Below are 19,550 nucleotides of genomic sequence, written 5' to 3'. Positions count from 1 at the left end.
GCGGGGGCGACTTGCCTTCTCGCGCTCCGTCTCGCAGGCTGGCGTTATGAGCACGCGCATCGGATTCATCTGGAACCCCTCCAAGCTCGAAGAGCAGCCGCTCCGCGAGCAGGTCGACGCCGTCTTCGGCGACGCGTACGAGGTCCTGTGGTGGGAGACCAGCGTCGACGACCCCGGGCGCGGAATGGCGGGCGAGGCTGTCGAAGCCGGATGTGAGATCGTGGTCGCGGTCGGCGGCGACGGCACCGTGCGCGCCGTCGCCGAAGTGCTGGCGGGGACCGACGTCGCGCTGGGCATCGTCCCGCAGGGCACGGGAAACCTGCTCGCGCGGAATCTGGAGGTGCCCCTCGACGACATCGGAGCGGCGCTCGAACGGGTGCGGGATGGCGAGCCGCGTCGCATCGACATCGGATGGGTCGAGACCGACGGCGAGAAGCGCGCCTTCACGGTCATGGTCGGCTTCGGCATCGATGCGCAGATGCTCGTCGAGACGGACGACGACCTCAAGGATCGCGCGGGATGGCTCGCGTACCTGGAGGCCATGGGGCGGGCTGTCGCAGGCGCCGAGATGGTCGACATCACGGTCGCGCTCGATGGAAAGGAACCGACCGAGGTCCAGGGGCACACGATGCTCATCGGGAACTGCGGCATGCTGCAGGGCGGCATCCGCCTGCTGCCGGATGCCGTCATCGACGACGGCCGCCTCGACATCCTGCTCGTCAGCGCCGACGGCGCGCTCCAGTGGCTGGACACCGTGCGGTCGTTCGTCTGGGACAACGGCATCCGCCGGATGTTCGGAGGCTCCTCGGAGGCGGTGAGCACCGAATCCGCTCGTCATGTCTCGGCGGAGACGATCTCCGTGAGCCTCTCCACGCCTCAGCAGTTCGAGGTCGACGGCGAAGAACTGGGAGAGGTGTCCGCCTTCACGGTCGCCGTGCAGGCGGGCGCACTCATCGTGCGATGACGCCGGGAGGAGCCGTCTTGCGGTCCTGAGCCGGGAAAAGCACCTTCTGCACGATGATGATCACGCTCGCGGCGACGGGGATGGCGACGAGGGCTCCGGGGATGCCACCGAGCGCACCCCCGGCCACCGCGGCGATCACCACCAACGACCCGGGGACCGCGACGGCCTTGCTCATGATGCGCGGAGAGAGCACGTACGCCTCGACCTGCATATAGACCAGGTAGTAGCAGATCGCGATGAGGGCGGTGGTCGGGCCGGCGAACAGGCAGATCAGGGCGTTCACGATCGACGCCGACAGCGTTCCGACGAGGGGGATCATCGACCCGATGAAGGCGATGAGCGCCAGCAGCGCCGGCACGGGCGCGCCGATGATGCTCAGCATGATCAGGCTGAGGACGCCGTTGATGAGAGCGAGGCTCACCTGACCGATGACGTAGCGGCCGACGGCGCCAGAGACGTCCTCGACGAGTCCGCTGAAGGTCGCCCGCTGGTAGGCGGGGACGAATCGAGCGGCCACGCGCTTCATGCTGCGCAGCGATGCCATGAAGTACAGGGTGAGGATCAGCACGATGGTGACACCGGTGAATCCGCCCGCGATGCCCGTGCCGACCGCGAGCACCCCGCCGCCGATGTTGAGGAGGTTGGTCGGGTCCTGGACGAACTTCAGCACGGCGGCCGCGGCGTCTTCGAAGGTGGTTCCGAACTGGGCCGTCAGGTTCCCGTACCAGTCGGAGGACTGGATGTCCTTGACCATCTGCGGACCTCTCTCGATGAGATTCGAGATCTGCTCGACGAGGATCGGGACGATGGCGAGGATGATGCCGGCGAAGAGCAGCAGAACGGCCGCGACGACGATGGCGACGGCCCCGCCCCGCGGGATGGAGAGCCTTCGCTCGATGAACGACACGATCGGGTCGAGTCCGAGCGCCAGGAAGATGGCGAAGCCGATGTAGACGAGGACGGTGGCGAGCTGGCCGACGATGTCGCCGATGATCAGTGCCACGAGCACGCCGAGTGCGCCAAGGAGTCCGAACACGAAGGGGTTGATGCGCGAGATCGCCGCAGCCGCGGTGGTCGGCTCCTGGGCGCGTCGCGGCTCGTGGTCGATGTCGGCGACCGGCCTCGTGATGGCGTTCATCCTTTTCCGGCGCATGGAGCCCCCCGTGTCGTCTCGAATGTCTCAGTCGAGCATGCGTCGCGGGCGCCGGTCAAGCCGGTCGACACGCGGCGCCTCCCCGTGTTGGCCTAACCGTTCCGGAGGTCTCGCAACGCCTCGAGGTCGCGGCGAGCCTTGTCAACGTCGTTCGCGGCGTCCTCCAGCCGACGAGCGGCGCGGTCACGCCTGGCGGTGGCGGCCGCGGATTCGTCGCGCGCACTGGCCGACTCACGGCGGAGCCGACGGATCTCCGCGTCGAGTGCGGCGATGCGCTGTTCGGCCGCTTCTGCGCGTCGGTCGGCGTCACGGATCTCACGTTCGGCGGTCGCGTGGTCGCGTTCGGCGCGCGCATGGGCCTGCTCGGCATCGTGCAGCGCCTTCTCCGCTCTGCGACGTTCTCGCCGCTCCGACACCTCGTCCACCCGCATCTCAGGCGTCTGCTGTGGGCTTGGTGCGCCGCCGCCGCCGACGACGGCATCCATGTCGATCGGGAAGGAGCTCGACGGCTCCAGGTCATGGGTGAGCCTGCCGGACGCCACAGCCGACGCGGCGTCCGGGTCGAAGAACGCGGCGGAGAGAGTCTGGCGCACCGTCTCGATCGTCGCCTCCGTGACCCGACCGCCCCTGGCACGAGCGAGGGCCGCGGCTTCCGCCGCGAGCCGGTTCGTGAGCGCGCGTCGTTCGCGGCCCAGCTGGGAGAGCGCGCCGGCGTCGAGCTCGGCTTGCGCCTCCTGCAACTCGCCGGCGAGCTGCAGCGCTCCGTTAAGCTCTTCGCCCCGCTCTGACGCGAAGACGTCGATGATCCACGCGGCGACGGTCGGCTTGCGCAGTGCACGGATTCGCGCGGCGACGGAGCGGTCCTCCTCTTCGGATGCGCGCGCGTTGCGGCGTGCGACGAACGTGTCGAGCGGCCCGCTGTAGAGCTCTGCGGCGATGGTCTCGAAAGCGACAGCGCGCGTCATCGGAGCCTCCCGTCGCAGCCGCGCGCTCGGGGGCCGGCAGGTCGTTCCATGGAAGCGACCATACCTCCGTCGTCAGACGCCGACGGACTCCTGGGCGCGTTCGAAAGCTCCGCTGTCGGCGGGTTCGGGTGTGAGGTAGAGCCCGGTCGGGGAGTTCGCCGTGAAGGCGAGGGCGTCGACCCAGGTGCGGTTGATCGCCGGAGGCCTGCTGCCGAAGTACTTGAACACGAGCGAGCTTGCGGCATGCACCCAGACGGTCGTCCGGCCGCCGCCGACGCTCGCATCCTCCTTCCACGAGAACGCGAACGGCTCGCCACGTCGGAGCTTCGCCGTCATCACCAGTTGGACGTGTGTGAGGGCGCGGTCCTCGATATCGATCTTCGGACCGCCCTCGTAGATGAACTTGCCCATGGGGCCATTCCTCTGTTCATATCGCCACGGGAACCCGTGCCAAAGGCGCGATCGTCGATCGCTGTGGGGATGTGTCAACCTTCGCACACTTCGCGGTGGGACGGGTACGGGTATCTCCGCCGCGAGCCGGCGGCGGCTCCGGCGTGCGGTGCATCAGCGCGGAATCCGCGGGATCACGCGGGACCCAGGCGTGCTGTAGCGCATCGCGAGAGCCGAGGCAACCTCCTCTTGAGCCTGCGATCGTCCCACCTACGATCGTGGGCGCGGGTCTCGCACGGCCACTCGAGGGCAGGCCGACTTTCGGGGCGAGCACGACGCACTGCGGCCGGCTGCCGCTGCCCCCTTGTGGCAGCCGCCCGCCTGTCCCAGCGTGGTCGATCGTCGTCGCTGAGCATGCCCGTGCGATCCGACTGCGGGGCACGAGAGCAGCCCGCGCCGGGGAGCCCGACGCGGAAGAGCCCGCCCCAGCAAGACGCTGAGACGGGCTCTCTCCGAGATTCTGCGGAGCGGCTTCGGACCACCCCGACGAATCCCACGGCATCCGGTTACACCCCGTAGTACAGCTCGTACTCGAACGGGTGCGGGCGCTGGGCGATCGGGAGGATCTCGTTCTCGTACTTGTACGAGATCCACGTCTCGATGAGCTCTTCGGTGAACACACCGCCTTCGAGGAGGAAGGCGTGGTCGTTACGGAGCGCCTCGAGCGAGTCGAGCAGCGAGTTGGGCACCTGCGGGATGCCCTTCGCCTCCTCGGGCGGGAGCTCGTAGAGGTCCTTGTCGACGGGCTCGTGCGGCTCGATGCGGTTCTTGATGCCGTCGAGGCCGGCCATCAGCTGCGCCGCGAATGCCAGGTACGGGTTGCCGGACGCGTCGGGTGCGCGGAACTCGATGCGCTTGGCCTTCGGGTTCGAGCCCGTGATCGGGATGCGGATCGCCGCGGAGCGGTTGCCTGCGGAGTAGACGAGGTTGACCGGAGCCTCGAAGCCCTTGACGAGGCGGTGGTAGCTGTTGAGCGTCGGGTTCGTGAAGGCGAGGACGGCAGGCGCGTGCGCGAGCAGGCCGCCGATGTACCAGCGCGCGATGTCGCTGAGCTGCCCGTAGCCCGCCTCGTCGTAGAACAGCGGCTTCCCGTCGTTCCACAGCGACTGGTGGGTGTGCATACCGGAGCCGTTGTCGCCGAAGAGCGGCTTCGGCATGAACGTCGCCGTCTTACCCCACTGGTCGGCGGTGTTCTTGACGATGTACTTGAACTTCAGGATGTCGTCGGCCGCGTGCACCATGGTGTCGAAGCGGTAGTTGATCTCCTGCTGGCCGGCCGTACCCACCTCGTGGTGCGAACGCTCGAGGGTGAACCCCGCCTCGATCAGCTTGAGCGTGATGTCGTCACGCAGGTCGGCGGTCTTGTCGACCGGCGAGACCGGGAAGTAGCCGCCCTTGTACGGAGTCTTGTTGCCGAGGTTGCCGCCTTCCTCCTCGCGGCCGGTGTTCCACGCCGCCTCTTCGGAGTCGACCTTGTAGAAGCTCTCGCCGGCGGTGACCGAGTAGCGCACCTCGTCGAAGATGTAGAACTCCGCCTCGGGGGCGAAGTACGCCGTGTCGGCGATGCCGGTCGACGCGAGGTACTTCTCGGCGTTCTTCGCGACCTGACGCGGGTCCTTGGTGTAGATCTCGCCCGTGCGCGGGTTGTAGATGTCGAACACCATCACCAGCGTCGTGGCCTCGCGGAAGGGATCGACGTAGGCGGTCGTCACGTCGGGGATGAGCTGCATGTCGGACTCGTGGATGCTCGCGAATCCGCGGATGGAGGAGCCGTCGAAGAGCTGGCCGTTGACGAAGAAGTCCTCGTCGACGGTCGACGCCGGAATGTTGAAGTGCTGCTGCACACCCGGGAGATCGGTGAAGCGGATGTCAAGGAATTTGACGTCGTTCTCCTTGATGTACGCGAGCACCTCGGCTGAATCTTTGAACATGTACGGCTCCTGAATCGCGGATCGGTGGCGTGACGGCCACTGTGCACAGTACGGTCCGGGCGTTTCCCGAGAGTGTCCGCTTTGTTTCCGGCATGTTACGAGCCCGCCCGTCCGGGGTGCGTGCACGCGCTGGGTAGGCTGGAAGGGTGACGGATGCTGTGAACTCGTACCCCGGCGAGCGTCTCGGTCTCCCCGAGTCGGGGCCGCGCAGCATCGCCCGCCCCGGTCGCCGGATCGCCGGACTGCTCATCGACTACGCTCTCGCGACGATCATCGCGACGGGCTTCCTCGGATTCGATCAGTTCGCACACCCGACAGAAGCGGGATTGACGCAGTTCGCGCCGATGCTCGTGTTCGCCGTGCTGCAGGTGCTGTTCATCTCGACGCTCAGCGGCAGCCCCGGTCACCTGATTCTGGGGATGCGGGTGGTCCGCCTCGGAACCGGCTGGGTGGGCGTGTGGCGTCCGCTCGTTCGGACGCTGCTGCTCATCGTGGTGATCCCGGCGGTCATCTGGGATGCCGATCAGCGTGGGCTCCACGACAAGGCCGCCGGCACGGTGCTGATCCGGGCTTAGAGCTTGCCGCGGTTTCGTCGACGCGCTTCTCGCGGCGCGCGACCGCCGACGAACGAGCGGGCAGGGTCGACGACGTACCCCTGTCGCAGAGCCTCTCGTCCGATGAGCATCCGGAACCCCATCTCGTCGCGGTTGCTCAGCGTCACTTCGGCGAGCACTTCGCGGTCATGCAGACGGATGAGCAGTTCGACGACGAAACGCTCCTGTGCGTGCCCGGAGGAGCTGCGTACGGCTCGGCGGTCGTGCACGGGGCACTCGACCTCGACGGCATCCTCCTGGCTGTCCTGCCACGGCTTCACCCAGAAGCGCACCCAGTCCTCGCCGTCGCGCCGGAACTCCCGGATTCCGAACGCATGCAGCGACGAGGTGCGCGCGCCCGTGTCGATCTTGGCCTTGATCCAGTCGACCCCGAGATCGGGCAGGCTCACCCATTCTCGCCACCCGATAAGAGTGTTTGAATGGGATGTCTTACTCACCCGTACATCCTGGCAGGAAAACTCCGTGAAGATCGCTGTGCTCTCCCGTGCGCCGCAGGCGTACTCCACCCAACGGCTGCGTGCCGCGGCGCTCCAGCGCGGACACAACGTCAAGGTGCTGAACACCCTGCGCTTCGCGATCGACCTCACGTCCGACGAGCCCGACCTGCACTATCGAGGGCGCCAGCTCAGCGATTACGACGCGATCCTGCCGCGCATCGGCAACTCCATCACGTACTTCGGCACAGCCGTCGTGCGGCAGTTCGAGCAGATGGACGTCTACACGCCGAACACCGCGAACGGCATCTCGAGCGCGCGCGACAAGCTCAGGGCGAACCAGATCCTCTCGCGTCACAACATCGCGATGCCTCCGACCGCCTTCGTCCGCAATCGCGCGGACGTGCGGCCCGCGATCGAGCGGGTCGGCGGCGCTCCCGTGGTCATCAAGCTGCTCGAGGGGACGCAGGGCATCGGTGTGATCCTCGCTCCTCAGGTGAAGGTCGCGGAGGCGATCATCGAGACGCTGCACTCGACGAAGCAGAACGTGCTCATCCAGAAGTTCATCTCGGAGAGCCGTGGCAAGGACATCCGCGCGCTCGTGGTCGGCGATCGCGTGGTGGCGGCCATGAGGCGCTCCGCCGCGGGCGACGAATTCCGTTCCAACGTCCATCGCGGCGGGTCGGTGGAGGCCATCGAGCTCGATCCCGTGTACGAGCGCGCCGCCGTCCGTTCGGCGCAGATCATGGGCCTGCGGGTGGCCGGGGTGGACATGCTGGAAGGGGAGGAGGGTCCCCTCGTCATGGAGGTGAACTCCTCGCCCGGCTTGCAGGGCATCGAGACGGCGACCAAGCTCGACGTCGCGGGCGCGATCATCGACTACATCGCCGGCCAGGTGGCCTTCCCGGAGATCGATGTGCGACAGCGTCTCACGGTGTCGACCGGGTACGGGGTCGCAGAGCTCATGGTCCAGGGAGCCGCCGATCTCGTCGGCAAGACGCTCGGAGAGGCGGGTCTCTGGGAGCGGGACATCACGGTGCTGACGCTGCACCGCGGCGTGTCGGTGATCCCCAATCCGCGTAAGCATGTCGTGCTCGAGGCCGACGATCGCCTCTTCTGCTTCGGCAAGCTCGACGAGATGCGCTCGATGATCCCCGAGCGCAGGCGGAGGCGCGCCAAGGTCCGCAAGTTGCCTCGGCAGCCGCTGCCTGAATGACGACGACGGCCGAATGACGACGACGCGGCCGCCCCGAGGGGCGACCGCGTCGGTCGAGGTCCGATGGTGCGTCAGCGCGGACGCTGGGCGCGGACCTTGGTGGGGTCGATGCCCTTCGGGATCGGCAGCGACGACAGCGATTGCGATACCGACTCGATGCGGCGGATGACGGCGGCCATGGTCGGCTTGTCGATCGCCTTGGGCAGCTTCTTGATGGTCTTCGCGAGGTCGGCGATCGCGACGTCGTCATCGCCGTGGCCGACGTAGAGCACGGTGACGGGCACGCCGTGGGCGACGCGGGCGGCGCGGCTGCGCTCGTCATTGACCAGGCGCGTGAGCCGCCCGCGCGAGCCCTCGCCCACGACGACGATGCCTCCACGGCCGACGGTGCGATACACCGCGTCCTGCGTCTTGGGATTGATGCCGACGGGGGTGTCCGAAGCCTGCCAGTTGCGCCCGAGGCTGGTGCTCAGCACATGCCCGGTCGCGCCCGGCATGCCGTCGATCTTCTGGTACATCGCGGAGGTCGAGAGACGCGTCATCAGGAACATGGCGCCGAGCACGCCGAGCATGAGACCCGAGATGCCCCAGAGGACGAGCGTCCAGACCTGGAACGGCGGGATCAGGTAGCCGGCGATGAGGCCGACGAGGATGCCGGCGACGAGGATGGCGATCTGCGCCCACGGGAGCCAGGGGTAGACCTCGCGAGTGAAGGTGAAGAGGGACTTGATCTGGGAGAAGAACCCAGGTCGCTTCTCCGGTCCGGACGCACTTTTTGCCATGCTTCTCAGCCTACCGAGTCCCGCGCGCCGCCGATGTCCCGTTCGCGACCGGCGGACTCCACTTCTCCTGCACAATCTGCGGATCGCGAGAATCTGTCCACAATGCGCGGAAACCGGGCCTGGCGGCGGGGGCGATGCGGTGGGATCGAAGCATGACGGTCATGGGGGAGAACGCGAGTGCTGCCGGAGTGGTTCCCGGTGCGCACCGCGTCGTCAGGCTGCTCGACGCCGATGAGGGCCCATTCCGGGGCGCCCTCGTCAGCGCAGGGCAGACCGTCGCCGTGCTGGTCGACGCGGCGTCTCTGAGCGGCTGGGTCGGGTGGACCCACGCCGGTTCGGAGCACGTGGCGGCGCCGGGGGATCTGGTGCGGCGCGCGGATGGGCACGGCGTGCTCGTGCCCTGGTGCACCGAGCGGATCACGATGTTTCTGGGGCGTCGTGAATCCGCCGGTGCACCACTTGAACCAGGGGAGATCACGACGCTGGCGGGCAGTGTCCTCCGGGGGATCGACGAGCTCGGCGCTTCCGGCGTGACAGAACCGGGGGACTGGTGGCTCACTGTCGAGGGGCGTCCGGTCTTCGCGTTCGGCCGAGGTCCGCGTGCTCGAGAGGGGGCTGGCGAGATCCTGGCTCATCTGGCGGAAAACTGCGGCGACCGGGCGCTGACCCGGGTGCTCGATGGCATTCGGATGGAGCTCGCGTCGGCGGAAGAGCGCCCTCAGCTTGCGCGCGCGTGTGTGGATCGCTGGGAGGCCGACCTGATGGAGGTCGCCGCCCCGCGGCCGCTGCGCCGAGAGATCCACGCACCGGAGCCGATCCGCAGCATTCCTCTCCTTCGCCGAGAAGCGGCGTCGACGCCGTCCGCTTCGGCGGCCGGCCCCTTCATCGGTCCCGGTGTTCGCGGCAGAGCGGCGGCCCGAATGCCCCGTCCCGTGGTCGGTTCTGGCGACGCGGGGGAGGGAGAGACCACCGTACGATCGTGCAGGGCGCAGGCGCATGCTGCGAGGCTCTCTTCCCGAAGGTCTCGGGATCGGGCGCCACGACGCAACGTGCGCGCGGCGGCGGTGCGAGACGGTGCGGCCTGGATCGTCAGCGCCGTCCTCGCCGAGTGGGACAGGCGCTTCCGCGCGCATCATCCGGCCGGTGGCGACCGGAACGACGGGCGACCGGTGAATCGGCGTCGCATCGTGCTGGTCGCCGCCGTGACCACGGGCGTGGTGCTCGCGACCGGCCTGATGTGGCCTCATGCGGAGAGCGACACGGGCGGCGAAGCCGGGGGCGCCTCCGCGGCGCACAGCGGGCAGAGCGCGCAACCGAGCCGCGCGACGACGGACGATCGAAAGTCGCAGCCGCAGTCTCTGCCGAAGGAGCCTTCGGCAGAGGGGAAGGAACTGTCGTCGGCGGGAGGCGCGGACACCGAGAGCACTCGGGAGGAACCGCACCCCACCGATCCGGTCGCGGATACGCCGGACGATGCCGCATCGCTCGCAGAGGATCCGGTCAACGCGGCGCGGGCGCTGCTGCTGCTCATCAGAACCTGCGCGGACGACGGCGACACCGCATGTGCGAATGCCGTCGCGCCCGGATCCGCGATCGACGCACAGGGAATCGCGTCGCTACAGAAGCCGAACGTCGAGCTCGTGGATTCGTACGGCGACGTCGCTGTGGTCAGAGTCAGAAGCGCATCCGACGACGCGCCCCAGGAGGGCGCGTCCGAGCGGATGATCGTTCTCGTGCGCCAGGAAGAGAAATGGCTGGTCCGCGACGTCTACAGCGTCGCGGACCAGCCGGAGTGATTCGTTGATCAGATCCCGAGATCTGAAGCGAAGTCCGCAGCCTCGAGGCGGGCCTTCACCGCGCCCAGGAAGCGTGCGGCATCCGCACCGTCGATGATCCGGTGATCGTAGGAGATCGCCAGGTAGACGTACGAACGGACAGCGATCGCGTCGACGCCGTCGACCGTCACGACGCCTGGGCGCTTGAACACCGTGCCGGTGCCGAGGATCGCGGACTGCGGCAGGAACACGAGCGGCGTGTCGAACAGAGCGCCGCGCGATCCGGTGTTGGTCACGGTGAACGTGCCACCGGCGAGCTCGTCGGGCTTCAGCTTGTTGTCGCGCGTGCGAGCCGCGAGATCGGCGATCTCGTGCGCCAGCTGGGCGAGGTTCTTGCTCGCCGCATCGCGGACGACAGGGGTGAGCAGGCCACGCTCGGTGTCGACCGCGATCGAGATGTTCTCGGTGGCGGGGTAGACGATGTTGTCACCGTCGACCGTCGCGTTGATGATCGGGAACGCCTGAAGAGCCTCGGCCGCTGCCAGGGTGAAGAACGGAAGGAACGACAGCTTGTCGCCCGTCTTCTGCTGGAACGATGCCTTGACGCCGTCGCGGTACGCGGCGAGGGCGGTCACATCGACCTCGACGAAGGTCGTCAGCTGAGCGGTCTGCTGCATCGAGGCGACAGCACGCTCGGCGACGACCTTGCGCAGACGGGACATCTTCTGGGTCGTCCCGCGCAGCGGGGAGACCTCGAGGCGCGCGGGTGCCGGGGCGGAAGCAGCAGGCGCCGCCGAACCCGACTCGGCCGCCTTGAGGACGTCTTCCTTACGGATCCGTCCGCCGACGCCGGTGCCCTTGACGGTCGCGAGGTCGACGCCCTGCTGGGCCGCGAGGCGACGCACCAGCGGCGTCACATAGAGGTTGTCGTTTTCAGCCGGTGCCGCCGCGGGAGCCGGCGCAGCCTGCGCTGGCACGGGCTGCGCCGGAGCGGCCTGTGCGGGAGCAGCCGGCGCGGGAGCGGGAGCGGATGCGGGAGCAGCCGGCGCGGGAGCCGCGGCGGCAGGTGCGGGAGCAGCCGGCGCGGGAGCCGCGGCGGCAGGCGCGGGAGCCGCGGCGGCAGGTGCGGGAGCAGGTGCCGGAGCGGCAGGTGCCGGAGCGGGGGCGGCGGCTTCTGCCGGAGCCGCGGGCGCGGCGGGAGCAGCGGCAGGTGCAGCGCCCGAGCCGACGCGGGCGAGGACCGCGCCGACCGCGACGGTCTCGTCTTCGGCGGCGACGATCTCCTGCAGCACACCGGCGACCGGCGACGGGATCTCGGTGTCGACCTTGTCGGTGGAGATCTCGAGCAGCGCCTCGTCGACGGCGACCGTGTCGCCGACCTGCTTGAGCCAGCGGGTGACGGTGCCCTCGGTCACGCTCTCGCCGAGTTCGGGCAGCACGATGTCCGTGGAGTCGCCGGAAGCCGCCGCCGGAGCGGTCTCGGCAGGCGCCGCCCCGGCGGCCGGGGCGGCGGGCTCAGGGGCGGCCTCGGCTGCGGGCGCGGCCGCGGCGGGAGCATCCGTCGTCGGAGCGGTGCTGCTGCCGTCGCCGATGCGCGCGAGCAGCGCGCCGACCTCGACGGTCTCGTCTTCGGCGACGAGGATCTCCTCGATCACGCCGGTCACGGGGGAGGGGATCTCGGTGTCGACCTTGTCGGTCGAGATCTCGAGCAGGCCCTCGTCCGCCTGCACCGTGTCACCGACCTGCTTCAGCCAGCGGGTGACCGTACCCTCTGTGACGCTCTCTCCGAGAGCGGGGAGGACCACGGATGTGCTCATGACGGAGTCTCCTTCAGGAAGTTGTATGACGCTTGTCTAGCTTAGTGAACTGAGCACCGGTTGGTGGTCAGAGGACGTGGAGCGGCTTGCCGGCCAGTGCGAGGAAGGCCTCGCCGAGCGCCTCACTCTGGGTCGGATGCGCGTGGATGAGCGGGGCGATGTCCTCGGGATGCGCCTCCCAGGCGACCGCCAGCTGCCCCTCGGTGATGAGCTCGCCGACGCGGTCACCGAGCAGGTGCACGCCGAGGACCGGGCCGTCCTTGAGCCGAACCACCTTGACCAGCCCGCCGGTACCGATGATCTCGCTCTTCCCATTGCCGGCGAGGTTGTACTCGTAGCTCGTGACGGCATCGGCGCCGTGTGCGGCGACAGCCGCTTCCTCGGTGATGCCGACCGACGCGACCTCGGGACTGCAGTACGTGACCTTGGGGATCTGAGTGTCGGTGATCGTCGCCGGTGTGAGTCCCGCGATCCTCTCCGCGACGGCGATGCCCTGCTGGAAACCTCGGTGCGCGAGCTGGAGGCCGGGCACGATGTCGCCGACGGCCCACACCCCGGGCACGCTCGTGCGGAGCCGGTCGTCGACGGTCACGAATCCGCGGTCGAGTGCGACGCCTGCTTCCTCGAATCCGAGACTGGCCGTGGCGGGACCGCGTCCGACGGCCACGAGGAGATAGTCGGCGGTGAACTTCTTGCCGTCCTCCAGCGTCACCGTGACCGACGAATCGTCCTGCACGGCCGACTGGAACCTCACTCCGAGCGAGTACTGGATTCCCCGGCGGCGGAACGCCCGCTCGAGTCCCTTGCTCAGAGCGACATCCTCGTTCGGCACCAGGTGAGGCAGCGCCTCGATGATGGTGACCTCGGCTCCGAAGGAGCGCCACACGCTCGCGAACTCCACGCCGATCACGCCGCCGCCCAGCACGAGGACGCGCTCCGGGATGACGTCGAGTGTGAGCGCATGCTCGCTGGTGAGGATGCGGCCGCCGATCTCCAGTCCGGGGAGGGTGCGGCTGTACGAACCCGTTGCGAGGATCACATCGGCGCCGACATAGACGTCGTCTCCGACCGATACGGAACGGTCGGCGTTCAACCGCCCGGTTCCGGCGACGGTGGTGATGCCGCGTGCCTTGACGAGGCCCTCGAGCCCCTTGTACTTCTTCGCGACGATGCCCTCGCGATACGCGCGCACGCCCGCGGGGTCGATGCCGTCGAGCGACGCGGTGATGCCGACGTGCGAAGCACCGCGCACGTGCTCGGCGACTTCTGCCGCGTGGAGGAGCGCCTTCGTGGGGATGCACCCGCGATGCAGGCACGTGCCGCCGACCTTGTCCTTCTCGATGAGGGCGACGGACTTGCCGAGCTCGCTCGCGCGCAGAGCAGCTGCGTAGCCGCCACTGCCGCCACCGAGGACGACGATGTCGAAGGTGTGGGTTGTCATGGTCATGCCTCCGGGTGGGATGCGTCGGCGAAGGCGATGATCGATCGGACCATCGCCCCCGTTGGGCCCTTCTCAGTGAAGCCGTATGGTGCGCCGTTGTGCTCGCTGGAGCCGGCGATGTCGAGATGCACCCAGGGGATCCGCGGCGCGTCGTCTGCGTCGGTCGTGCGGCCGACGAACCGCTGCAGGAAGAGGCCGGCGAACGACGCCCCGCCCATGCGGTCGCTCATGTTCGCGTTCTGCAGGTCGGCGATGGGGGATTCGAGGGAGTCCTCCATGTACGCAGGCAGGGGCATGTGCCAGGCGGGCTCGTCCGTCGCCTCTGCCGCCGCGAGGAACTCCGCGACCGTCTCGTCGTCCCCGAAGACGCCGGTGTGGCGATGTCCGAGCGCCGCCACGATCGCACCTGTGAGAGTGGCGACGTCGATGATGACGTCCGGGTTCTCGCGGCTTGCCGCGACCAGTCCGTCGGCGAGCACCAGGCGTCCCTCGGCATCCGTGTTGTTCACCTCGACCGTGGTGCCGTCGAGCATCCGGATCACGTCGCCGGGGCGGAGCGCTCGTCCGGACGGCATGTTGTCGGTGATGCACATCCACGCCGTCATGCGCACGGGGAGCCGCAGGGTCGCGACCGCCCGGAGAGCCGCGAGCACCGTGGCGGCACCGGCCATGTCGAACTTCATCCCGACCATCGAGGCGGCGGGCTTCAGGGAGAGCCCGCCGGTGTCGAACGTGATGCCCTTGCCGACCAGAGCGATGTGTCGGACGGCATCCGCCGGGGAGTAGTCGAGTCGCACGAGGCGCGGCGGTCGATCGGAGCCCTGTGCGACGCCGAGGATGCCGCCGAAGCCCTGCTCGGCCAGCGCCTTCTCATCGAGGATCTCCACGGCGACGTCGAGGCCGGCGACGCTCTCCGCCGCGGTGTCTGCGAGCTGCGCCGGACTCTGCCATTCCGCCGGGACGTTCACGAGGTCCTTGACCAGTGCGACGGCCTCACCGATCGCCGTCGCCTTGGCGATGGCGTCGTCGTCGATCTCGGCGTGCAGCACGACGTTCGAGGCCCGGCTCTTGCCCTTGTCGCGGCGGTACGAGTCGAACCGGTAGCCGCCGAGCACGGCGCCCTCGGCTGCCGCTTCGGCGTGGTCGGCGAGGACCGGCGCGAGCGCCACGGCCACGGTGTCGAAGCCGGTGAGGCTTCGCAGGGCAGTGGCCACGGCGGCGCGCACGGCCTGCGCGGAGGGGTCGGCGCCAACGCCGACGACAGCGAACGGGAGCGACGTCACCTGAGGTGCGAACACGCGCGTGAACGACGAGGCTGCGCCGGTGAACCCTATGCCGCCGAGGGCCTCAGCCACGCCGGGGAAGTCGTCGATGGCCGCCGACGAATCGGTGAGATCGGGTACGACGAGCACTGCGGCATCTGCAGCGCTTCCGGGGAACGGATCTGAGGTGCGCGAGAGCGCGGGAAGCGTCATGCCTCCATCCTAAGGACCGTGCGTCCGGCGGTCGTGCGGCGGCGTGTTCGCTCTCAGCATGACGGCGTCGGCCCCGGGTCGCGGCACGGCTCGTAGCATGGGGGTATGCCCTTCTCCGGAGAGATCCACGAACGAGTCGCGAACGCGCCGGCGGTACCGCGCGGACTGCCCTTGGTGATGCTCCTGACCGGGTTCACCGACGCGGGAAGCGCGGTCTCCGGGCTCATCGAGCACCTTCGCGAGACGACATCGCCGCAGCCCATCGTGGTGTTCGACAACGACGCCCTGCTCGACTACCGCGCCCGTCGGCCCGTGATCTCCTTCGACCAGGATCATCTGACCGAGTTCCGCCCTGCGCGGCTCGAGCTTTCACTCGCGACCGACGCGCTGGGGCAGAAGTTCCTGCTCCTCGCCGGATACGAGCCCGACTTCGCGTGGAACGAGTTCGCGCGCACCGTGCTCGACCTGGCGACGGAGTTCGAGGTGTCCGGACTCAGCTGGGTGCACTCGATCGCCATGCCGGTGCCGCACACGCGCCCGATCGGCACCACGGTCAGCGGGAACCGTCGCGAGCTGACTGTGGCCCACTCGGTGTGGCGCCCGCGCACGCAGGTGCCGGCGACCGCCGGTCACCTGCTGGAGTTCCGGCTCGCGGAGCAGGGCGACCGGGTGGTCGGTTTCGTGCTGCTCGTGCCGCACTATCTCGCCGAGACCGAGAACCCGGATGCCGTCATCACCGCTGCCGACCGGCTCATGGCAGCGACCGGGCTGGTGCTGATGCTCGACGAGGTGCAGTCCCGCCGTGACGACTACATCGCGCGCGTCGACGAGCAGGTCGCAGGCAACGAAGAGCTGCAGCGCATGGTCCACAGCCTCGAGCGTCGCTACGACGCCTACATGGCCGGCCGCGACCCCGAGGACGACTCCTACGACGAAGGCGGCTTCAGCGAGCGCGACCTCCCCAGCGCCGACGAACTCGCAGCCGAACTGGAGCGTTATCTCGCGTCGCGGCGCTCGGGGGACGAGGACAAGCCGGGCCGCGGCTGACCTTTCGCCGACGAAGTTGCCGACAATGCAGCCGCACCGTCTCACGTGTGCGATACTAGGAGTCCGACCCGTTGTCAATCACTCTTTTCCGAAGAGCCGACTTGACAAGGGTCTTACTAGTGTCCGAAATGTCCCGGGGTGACCGCGTCGCCCCGTGAAAGGCGAAACGTGACTCCTGCCACGACCAACAAATCACGGACGAAGAAGAACGCCGAGACCCCCGAGAGCGACGCTCCTGTCGAGGAGCCCACGGAGGCCGCGGCGCCCAAGACCGCCGCTCAGCGTGCGGCTGCCAAGCGTGCTCCCGCGAAGAAGAAGAAGTCGGACGACATCGTCGATGAGGACGAGGCGCCCGTCATCGGTGCCGCTGATGAAGCGGAGGACGATGAGGAGGACGCGGCGCCGTCGTTCACGGAACCGCTGCCGACCGGCGCGATCGTCATCTCGTCCAACGACGACGAGGACGTCCCCGTCTACTCGACCCAGATCACCGGCGCCACCGCCGACCCGGTCAAGGACTACCTGAAGCAGATCGGAAAGGTCGCGCTGCTGAACGCGGCCGAAGAGGTCGAGCTGGCGATGCGCATCGAGGCAGGTCTCTTCGCCGAGGAGAAGCTGTCGACCATGTCGGAGGCGGAGAAGTCGAGCCAGCTCGGACTCGACCTCCAGTGGGTGGCCCGCGACGGCCAGCGGGCCAAGAGCCACCTGCTCGGCGCCAACCTCCGCCTCGTCGTGTCGCTCGCCAAGCGCTACACCGGCCGCGGCATGCAGTTCCTGGATCTGATCCAGGAGGGCAACCTCGGTCTCATCCGCGCCGTCGAGAAGTTCGACTACACCAAGGGCTTCAAGTTCTCGACCTACGCCACGTGGTGGATCCGTCAGGCGATCACGCGCGCCATGGCAGACCAGGCGCGCACGATCCGCATCCCCGTGCACATGGTCGAGGTCATCAACAAGCTCGCGCGCGTGCAGCGTCAGATGCTGCAGGACCTCGGTCGTGAACCCACTCCAGAGGAGCTCAGCCGCGAGCTCGACATGACCCCGGAGAAGGTCATCGAGGTGCAGAAGTACGGCCGCGAGCCGATCTCCCTGCACACTCCCCTCGGCGAAGACGGCGACAGCGAGTTCGGCGACCTCATCGAGGACACCGAGGCGGTCGTGCCGGCCGACGCGGTCGGCTTCACGATGCTGCAGCGGCAGCTCGAGCAACTGCTGGACTCCCTCTCCGAGCGCGAGGCCGGTGTGATCCGCATGCGCTTCGGCCTGGGTGACGGTCAGCCGAAGACCCTCGACCAGATCGGTGACACGTTCGGGGTGACGCGCGAGCGCATCCGTCAGATCGAGTCGAAGACGATGGCCAAGCTGCGGCATCCGAGCCGGTCGCAGTCGCTGCGGGACTACCTCGAATGATGGCGGGCGCACCTCAGGCGCGCTCCGCAGGCATCCGCTACGTCTTCCCCGTCCTCGCGGGGAAGGTGGCGCGCTTCGCGACGCGCCTCCGCGGCGGCGGCTCGGCGTTCCCCGGATATCTCACGAACCGGCTCGCGCCGACCCTGCTCCCGACGCTCGCCGACCAGTTCCGGTACGGCGTGGTGTTCGTGCTGGGTTCGAACGGCAAGACCACGACCACCCACATGATCAGCGAGGTGCTGCGCGCACACGGGCTGCGGGTGTTCACGAACCCGACGGGCGCCAACCTGCCGCAGGGCGTGACGAGCGCGCTGCTCGCCGACGCGACCCTGACCGGTCGCATCAAGGCCGACGTGGCGGTGCTCGAGATCGACGAGGGCTATGCGGCTGACCTGGCGGATCGCCTGTCGCCGTCGGTGATCCTCTCGCTGAACGTGCAGGTCGATCAGCTGTACCGCTTCTACGAGACCGAGCGCGTGGCTGACATGATGCTCGATGCGTCGACGCGCGCGTCCGCGCATGTGGTCGTGAACCGCGACGATCCGTACCTCAGCAAGATCGACGAGAGTGCCATGAAGGGCCAGGTGTCGTTCTTCGGTGTCTCCTCCGAGATCGTCGAGGCGTCGGCGCACGGCCTGGCGAACGCCGCCGACACGCGGAGCGGAATCGCAGGGACGGTCGAGCGCGACGCGTTCGCCGAGGTCGTCTCCGTCGACGGACGCGACGTCGTCGTGCGGGTCGACGGGGCGGATGCCGCGATCACGCTGCCCGCCCGCGGGCTGCACTACGCCGCGGATGCTGCCGCTGCGCTCACGGTCGCGGCGCGCGTGCTCGGCGACGGGTTCGCCGTCGCGAAGGCGGCCGCCGGCTTCGCGCACATGGCGCCGGCATATGGACGCGGGGAGGTCATCCCGCTGCGTCGTGACCCTTCCGGCGAGCAGGTCGAGTTCGTGATGTTCAAGAACGCGCCCAGCCTGCAGATGAACCTCGACGCGCTGGAGGAGACGCCGGAGCGTGCTCTGATCGCGATCGACGAGGGGACCCCCGACGTCTCCTGGCTCTACGACGTCGACTTCGACGTTCTGCGCAGGATCGACGTCGTGACGGGAGAGAAGGCGTACCAGCTCGCCCTCAGCCTCGAGCACGCCGGCGTCGAGATCGGCGTCGTCGAGCCCGATATGGAGAAGGCGGTAGAGCTCATGCGTGCGCTCGAGCCGACGTCGTCTGGCAGGCAGACGTGGTTCGTGAACTACGAGCTGATGATGATCGGACGGCGACTGCTCGGCCACGGAGATCAGGAGGTGGCGCGGCGATGAGCGAGTCCGTCCGTATCGTGCAGCTGTACCCTGCGGAGCTGGGCATCACAGGCGACAGGGGCAACGTGCGTGCGTTGCAGGTCCGCCTCGAGAGATCCGGAGTGCCGGTCGATGTGCACCGCGTCGGCATCGGCGAGCCGCTTCCCGCCGAGCCTGACATCATCATCCTCGGCAACGGTCCGTTGTCGGCCATGCGCATCGTCGTGGACGACCTCCGTACCCGCGCGGCGCAGCTGGAAGAGCACGTCGCCGCTGGTCGCTCCCTTCTGGCCGTCGGCGCGTCTGCGGAACTCCTCAGTGAGGGTGTCGACACACTCGACGGGGCGGTGCTTGACGGCCTCGGGATCTTCCCCTTCCGCGTCGCCAGGACACGGGAGCGCAACGTGGGCTACATCATCGCCGAAACGCCGCTCGGCCGCATCATCGGCTTCGAGGACCACGCGTCTCGATGGACCCTGCGTGACGAGGCGAAGGCCTTCGGGACCGTCGCTGCGGGCAAGGGGAGCTTCACGCGCGGCGGAACGGCGGGGGAGATCGTCCGGCGCGGCGAGGCGTACGCCACGAACGTGCAGGGTCCTGCGCTGCCGCTGAACCCGCGGTGGAGCGACGCGATCCTCACGGCGACGACGACGCGACGGGGGATCGCGTGGTCGACAGGTGATGCGCACGCGCGACTCGACGAGTACGCCGACGGCGCCCGCACGACGATCGAGCACCTGATCCACACCAAGGACTTCAGCACGATCGGCCTCTGACTCGC

Annotated in this window: 17 protein-coding genes; 8 read left to right on the top strand and 9 right to left on the bottom strand. The window is 68.5% G+C overall.

The annotated features are described in order from the left end of the window. The first annotated feature begins 46 nt into the window (after positions 1-46). Entirely contained in the window at positions 47-964 is a 918-nt protein-coding gene (locus tag AB663_RS12845) for a diacylglycerol/lipid kinase family protein (RefSeq protein WP_067199787.1), read from the top strand. Here the strand turns inward: AB663_RS12845 and AB663_RS12840 are convergent. From AB663_RS12840 to glnA, 4 genes are all read right to left on the bottom strand, one after another. Next, complete coding sequence (locus AB663_RS12840; protein WP_157541058.1) at positions 951-2,102, bottom strand: AI-2E family transporter; 1,152 nt, start codon at positions 2,100-2,102, stop codon at positions 951-953. The two genes, AB663_RS12845 and AB663_RS12840, sit on opposite strands and share 14 nt — an antisense overlap. 107 nt (positions 2,103-2,209) lie before the next feature. After that, positions 2,210-3,082 (bottom strand): hypothetical protein, encoded by an 873-nt coding sequence (locus AB663_RS12835; protein WP_067199780.1) that lies wholly within the window; start codon positions 3,080-3,082, stop codon positions 2,210-2,212. 72 nt (positions 3,083-3,154) lie between these two features. Next, positions 3,155-3,493, bottom strand: a complete 339-nt coding sequence (locus AB663_RS12830; RefSeq protein WP_067199777.1) for a DUF7882 family protein — start codon at positions 3,491-3,493, stop codon at positions 3,155-3,157. 545 nt (positions 3,494-4,038) lie between these two features. Then, positions 4,039-5,463, bottom strand: coding sequence for a type I glutamate--ammonia ligase (gene glnA, locus AB663_RS12825; RefSeq protein WP_067199774.1), 1,425 nt, complete (start codon positions 5,461-5,463; stop codon positions 4,039-4,041). 146 nt (positions 5,464-5,609) lie between these two features. Here glnA and AB663_RS12820 point away from each other — a divergent pair, with 146 nt between their 5' ends. Continuing rightward, on the top strand, positions 5,610-6,038 hold the full coding sequence (locus AB663_RS12820; RefSeq protein WP_067199770.1) for an RDD family protein: 429 nt from the start codon (positions 5,610-5,612) through the stop codon (positions 6,036-6,038). Here AB663_RS12820 and AB663_RS12815 read toward each other — a convergent pair. Beyond that, the gene (locus AB663_RS12815; protein ID WP_067199767.1) at positions 6,035-6,514 is read right to left on the bottom strand and encodes an ATP-dependent zinc protease family protein; all 480 of its coding nucleotides are present in this window, start codon (positions 6,512-6,514) and stop codon (positions 6,035-6,037) included. The two genes, AB663_RS12820 and AB663_RS12815, sit on opposite strands and share 4 nt — an antisense overlap. A gap of 25 nt (positions 6,515-6,539) precedes the next feature. On the opposite strand from AB663_RS12815, the gene AB663_RS12810 reads away from it, so the two are divergent. Beyond that, positions 6,540-7,727: a RimK family alpha-L-glutamate ligase gene (locus tag AB663_RS12810; RefSeq protein ID WP_067199763.1), complete on the top strand. Its 1,188-nt coding sequence runs from the start codon at positions 6,540-6,542 to the stop codon at positions 7,725-7,727. Between the two features lie 71 nt (positions 7,728-7,798). On the opposite strand, the gene AB663_RS12805 is transcribed toward AB663_RS12810, so the two are convergent. Beyond that, positions 7,799-8,509, bottom strand: coding sequence for a DUF4191 family protein (locus AB663_RS12805; RefSeq protein WP_067199760.1), 711 nt, complete (start codon positions 8,507-8,509; stop codon positions 7,799-7,801). Between the two features lie 281 nt (positions 8,510-8,790). Between AB663_RS12805 and AB663_RS17575 the strand changes: the two genes are divergently transcribed. After that, entirely contained in the window at positions 8,791-10,305 is a 1,515-nt protein-coding gene (locus tag AB663_RS17575; RefSeq protein ID WP_232304543.1) for a hypothetical protein, read from the top strand. A gap of 8 nt (positions 10,306-10,313) precedes the next feature. Here AB663_RS17575 and AB663_RS12795 read toward each other — a convergent pair whose 3' ends face one another. From AB663_RS12795 to AB663_RS12785, 3 genes are all read right to left on the bottom strand, one after another. Then, positions 10,314-12,101 carry a 2-oxo acid dehydrogenase subunit E2 gene (locus tag AB663_RS12795; RefSeq protein WP_067199754.1) on the bottom strand — a complete coding sequence of 596 codons (1,788 nt, stop codon included), beginning with the start codon at positions 12,099-12,101 and terminating at the stop codon, positions 10,314-10,316. A gap of 67 nt (positions 12,102-12,168) precedes the next feature. Continuing rightward, positions 12,169-13,542 (bottom strand): dihydrolipoyl dehydrogenase, encoded by a 1,374-nt coding sequence (gene lpdA, locus AB663_RS12790; RefSeq protein ID WP_067199750.1) that lies wholly within the window; start codon positions 13,540-13,542, stop codon positions 12,169-12,171. A 2-nt stretch (positions 13,543-13,544) separates the two neighbouring features. Further along, positions 13,545-15,017 carry a leucyl aminopeptidase gene (locus tag AB663_RS12785; RefSeq protein ID WP_067199747.1) on the bottom strand — a complete coding sequence of 491 codons (1,473 nt, stop codon included), beginning with the start codon at positions 15,015-15,017 and terminating at the stop codon, positions 13,545-13,547. Positions 15,018-15,122: 105 nt separating this feature from the next. Between AB663_RS12785 and AB663_RS12780 the strand changes: the two genes are divergently transcribed. The 4 genes from AB663_RS12780 (at position 15,123) to AB663_RS12765 (ending at position 19,545) form a co-directional block, all read left to right on the top strand. Next, positions 15,123-16,064 carry a proteasome assembly chaperone family protein gene (locus tag AB663_RS12780; protein ID WP_067199744.1) on the top strand — a complete coding sequence of 314 codons (942 nt, stop codon included), beginning with the start codon at positions 15,123-15,125 and terminating at the stop codon, positions 16,062-16,064. Between the two features lie 168 nt (positions 16,065-16,232). Then, entirely contained in the window at positions 16,233-17,474 is a 1,242-nt protein-coding gene (locus AB663_RS12775; RefSeq protein ID WP_067199741.1) for an RNA polymerase sigma factor, read from the top strand. Beyond that, the gene (locus AB663_RS12770) at positions 17,474-18,790 is read left to right on the top strand and encodes a MurT ligase domain-containing protein (protein WP_067199738.1); all 1,317 of its coding nucleotides are present in this window, start codon (positions 17,474-17,476) and stop codon (positions 18,788-18,790) included. Before AB663_RS12775 ends, AB663_RS12770 begins: the two co-directional genes overlap by 1 nt. Then, positions 18,787-19,545 (top strand): type 1 glutamine amidotransferase, encoded by a 759-nt coding sequence (locus tag AB663_RS12765; RefSeq protein ID WP_067199733.1) that lies wholly within the window; start codon positions 18,787-18,789, stop codon positions 19,543-19,545. Before AB663_RS12770 ends, AB663_RS12765 begins: the two co-directional genes overlap by 4 nt. Positions 19,546-19,550: the final 5 nt, after the last annotated feature.

The organism is Microbacterium sp. XT11, from assembly GCF_001513675.1.
Taxonomy (GTDB): Bacteria; Actinomycetota; Actinomycetes; order Actinomycetales; family Microbacteriaceae; genus Microbacterium.
The sequence above is the reverse complement of the archived record's forward strand: the minus strand, read 5'-3'. Positions and strand labels throughout refer to the sequence as shown.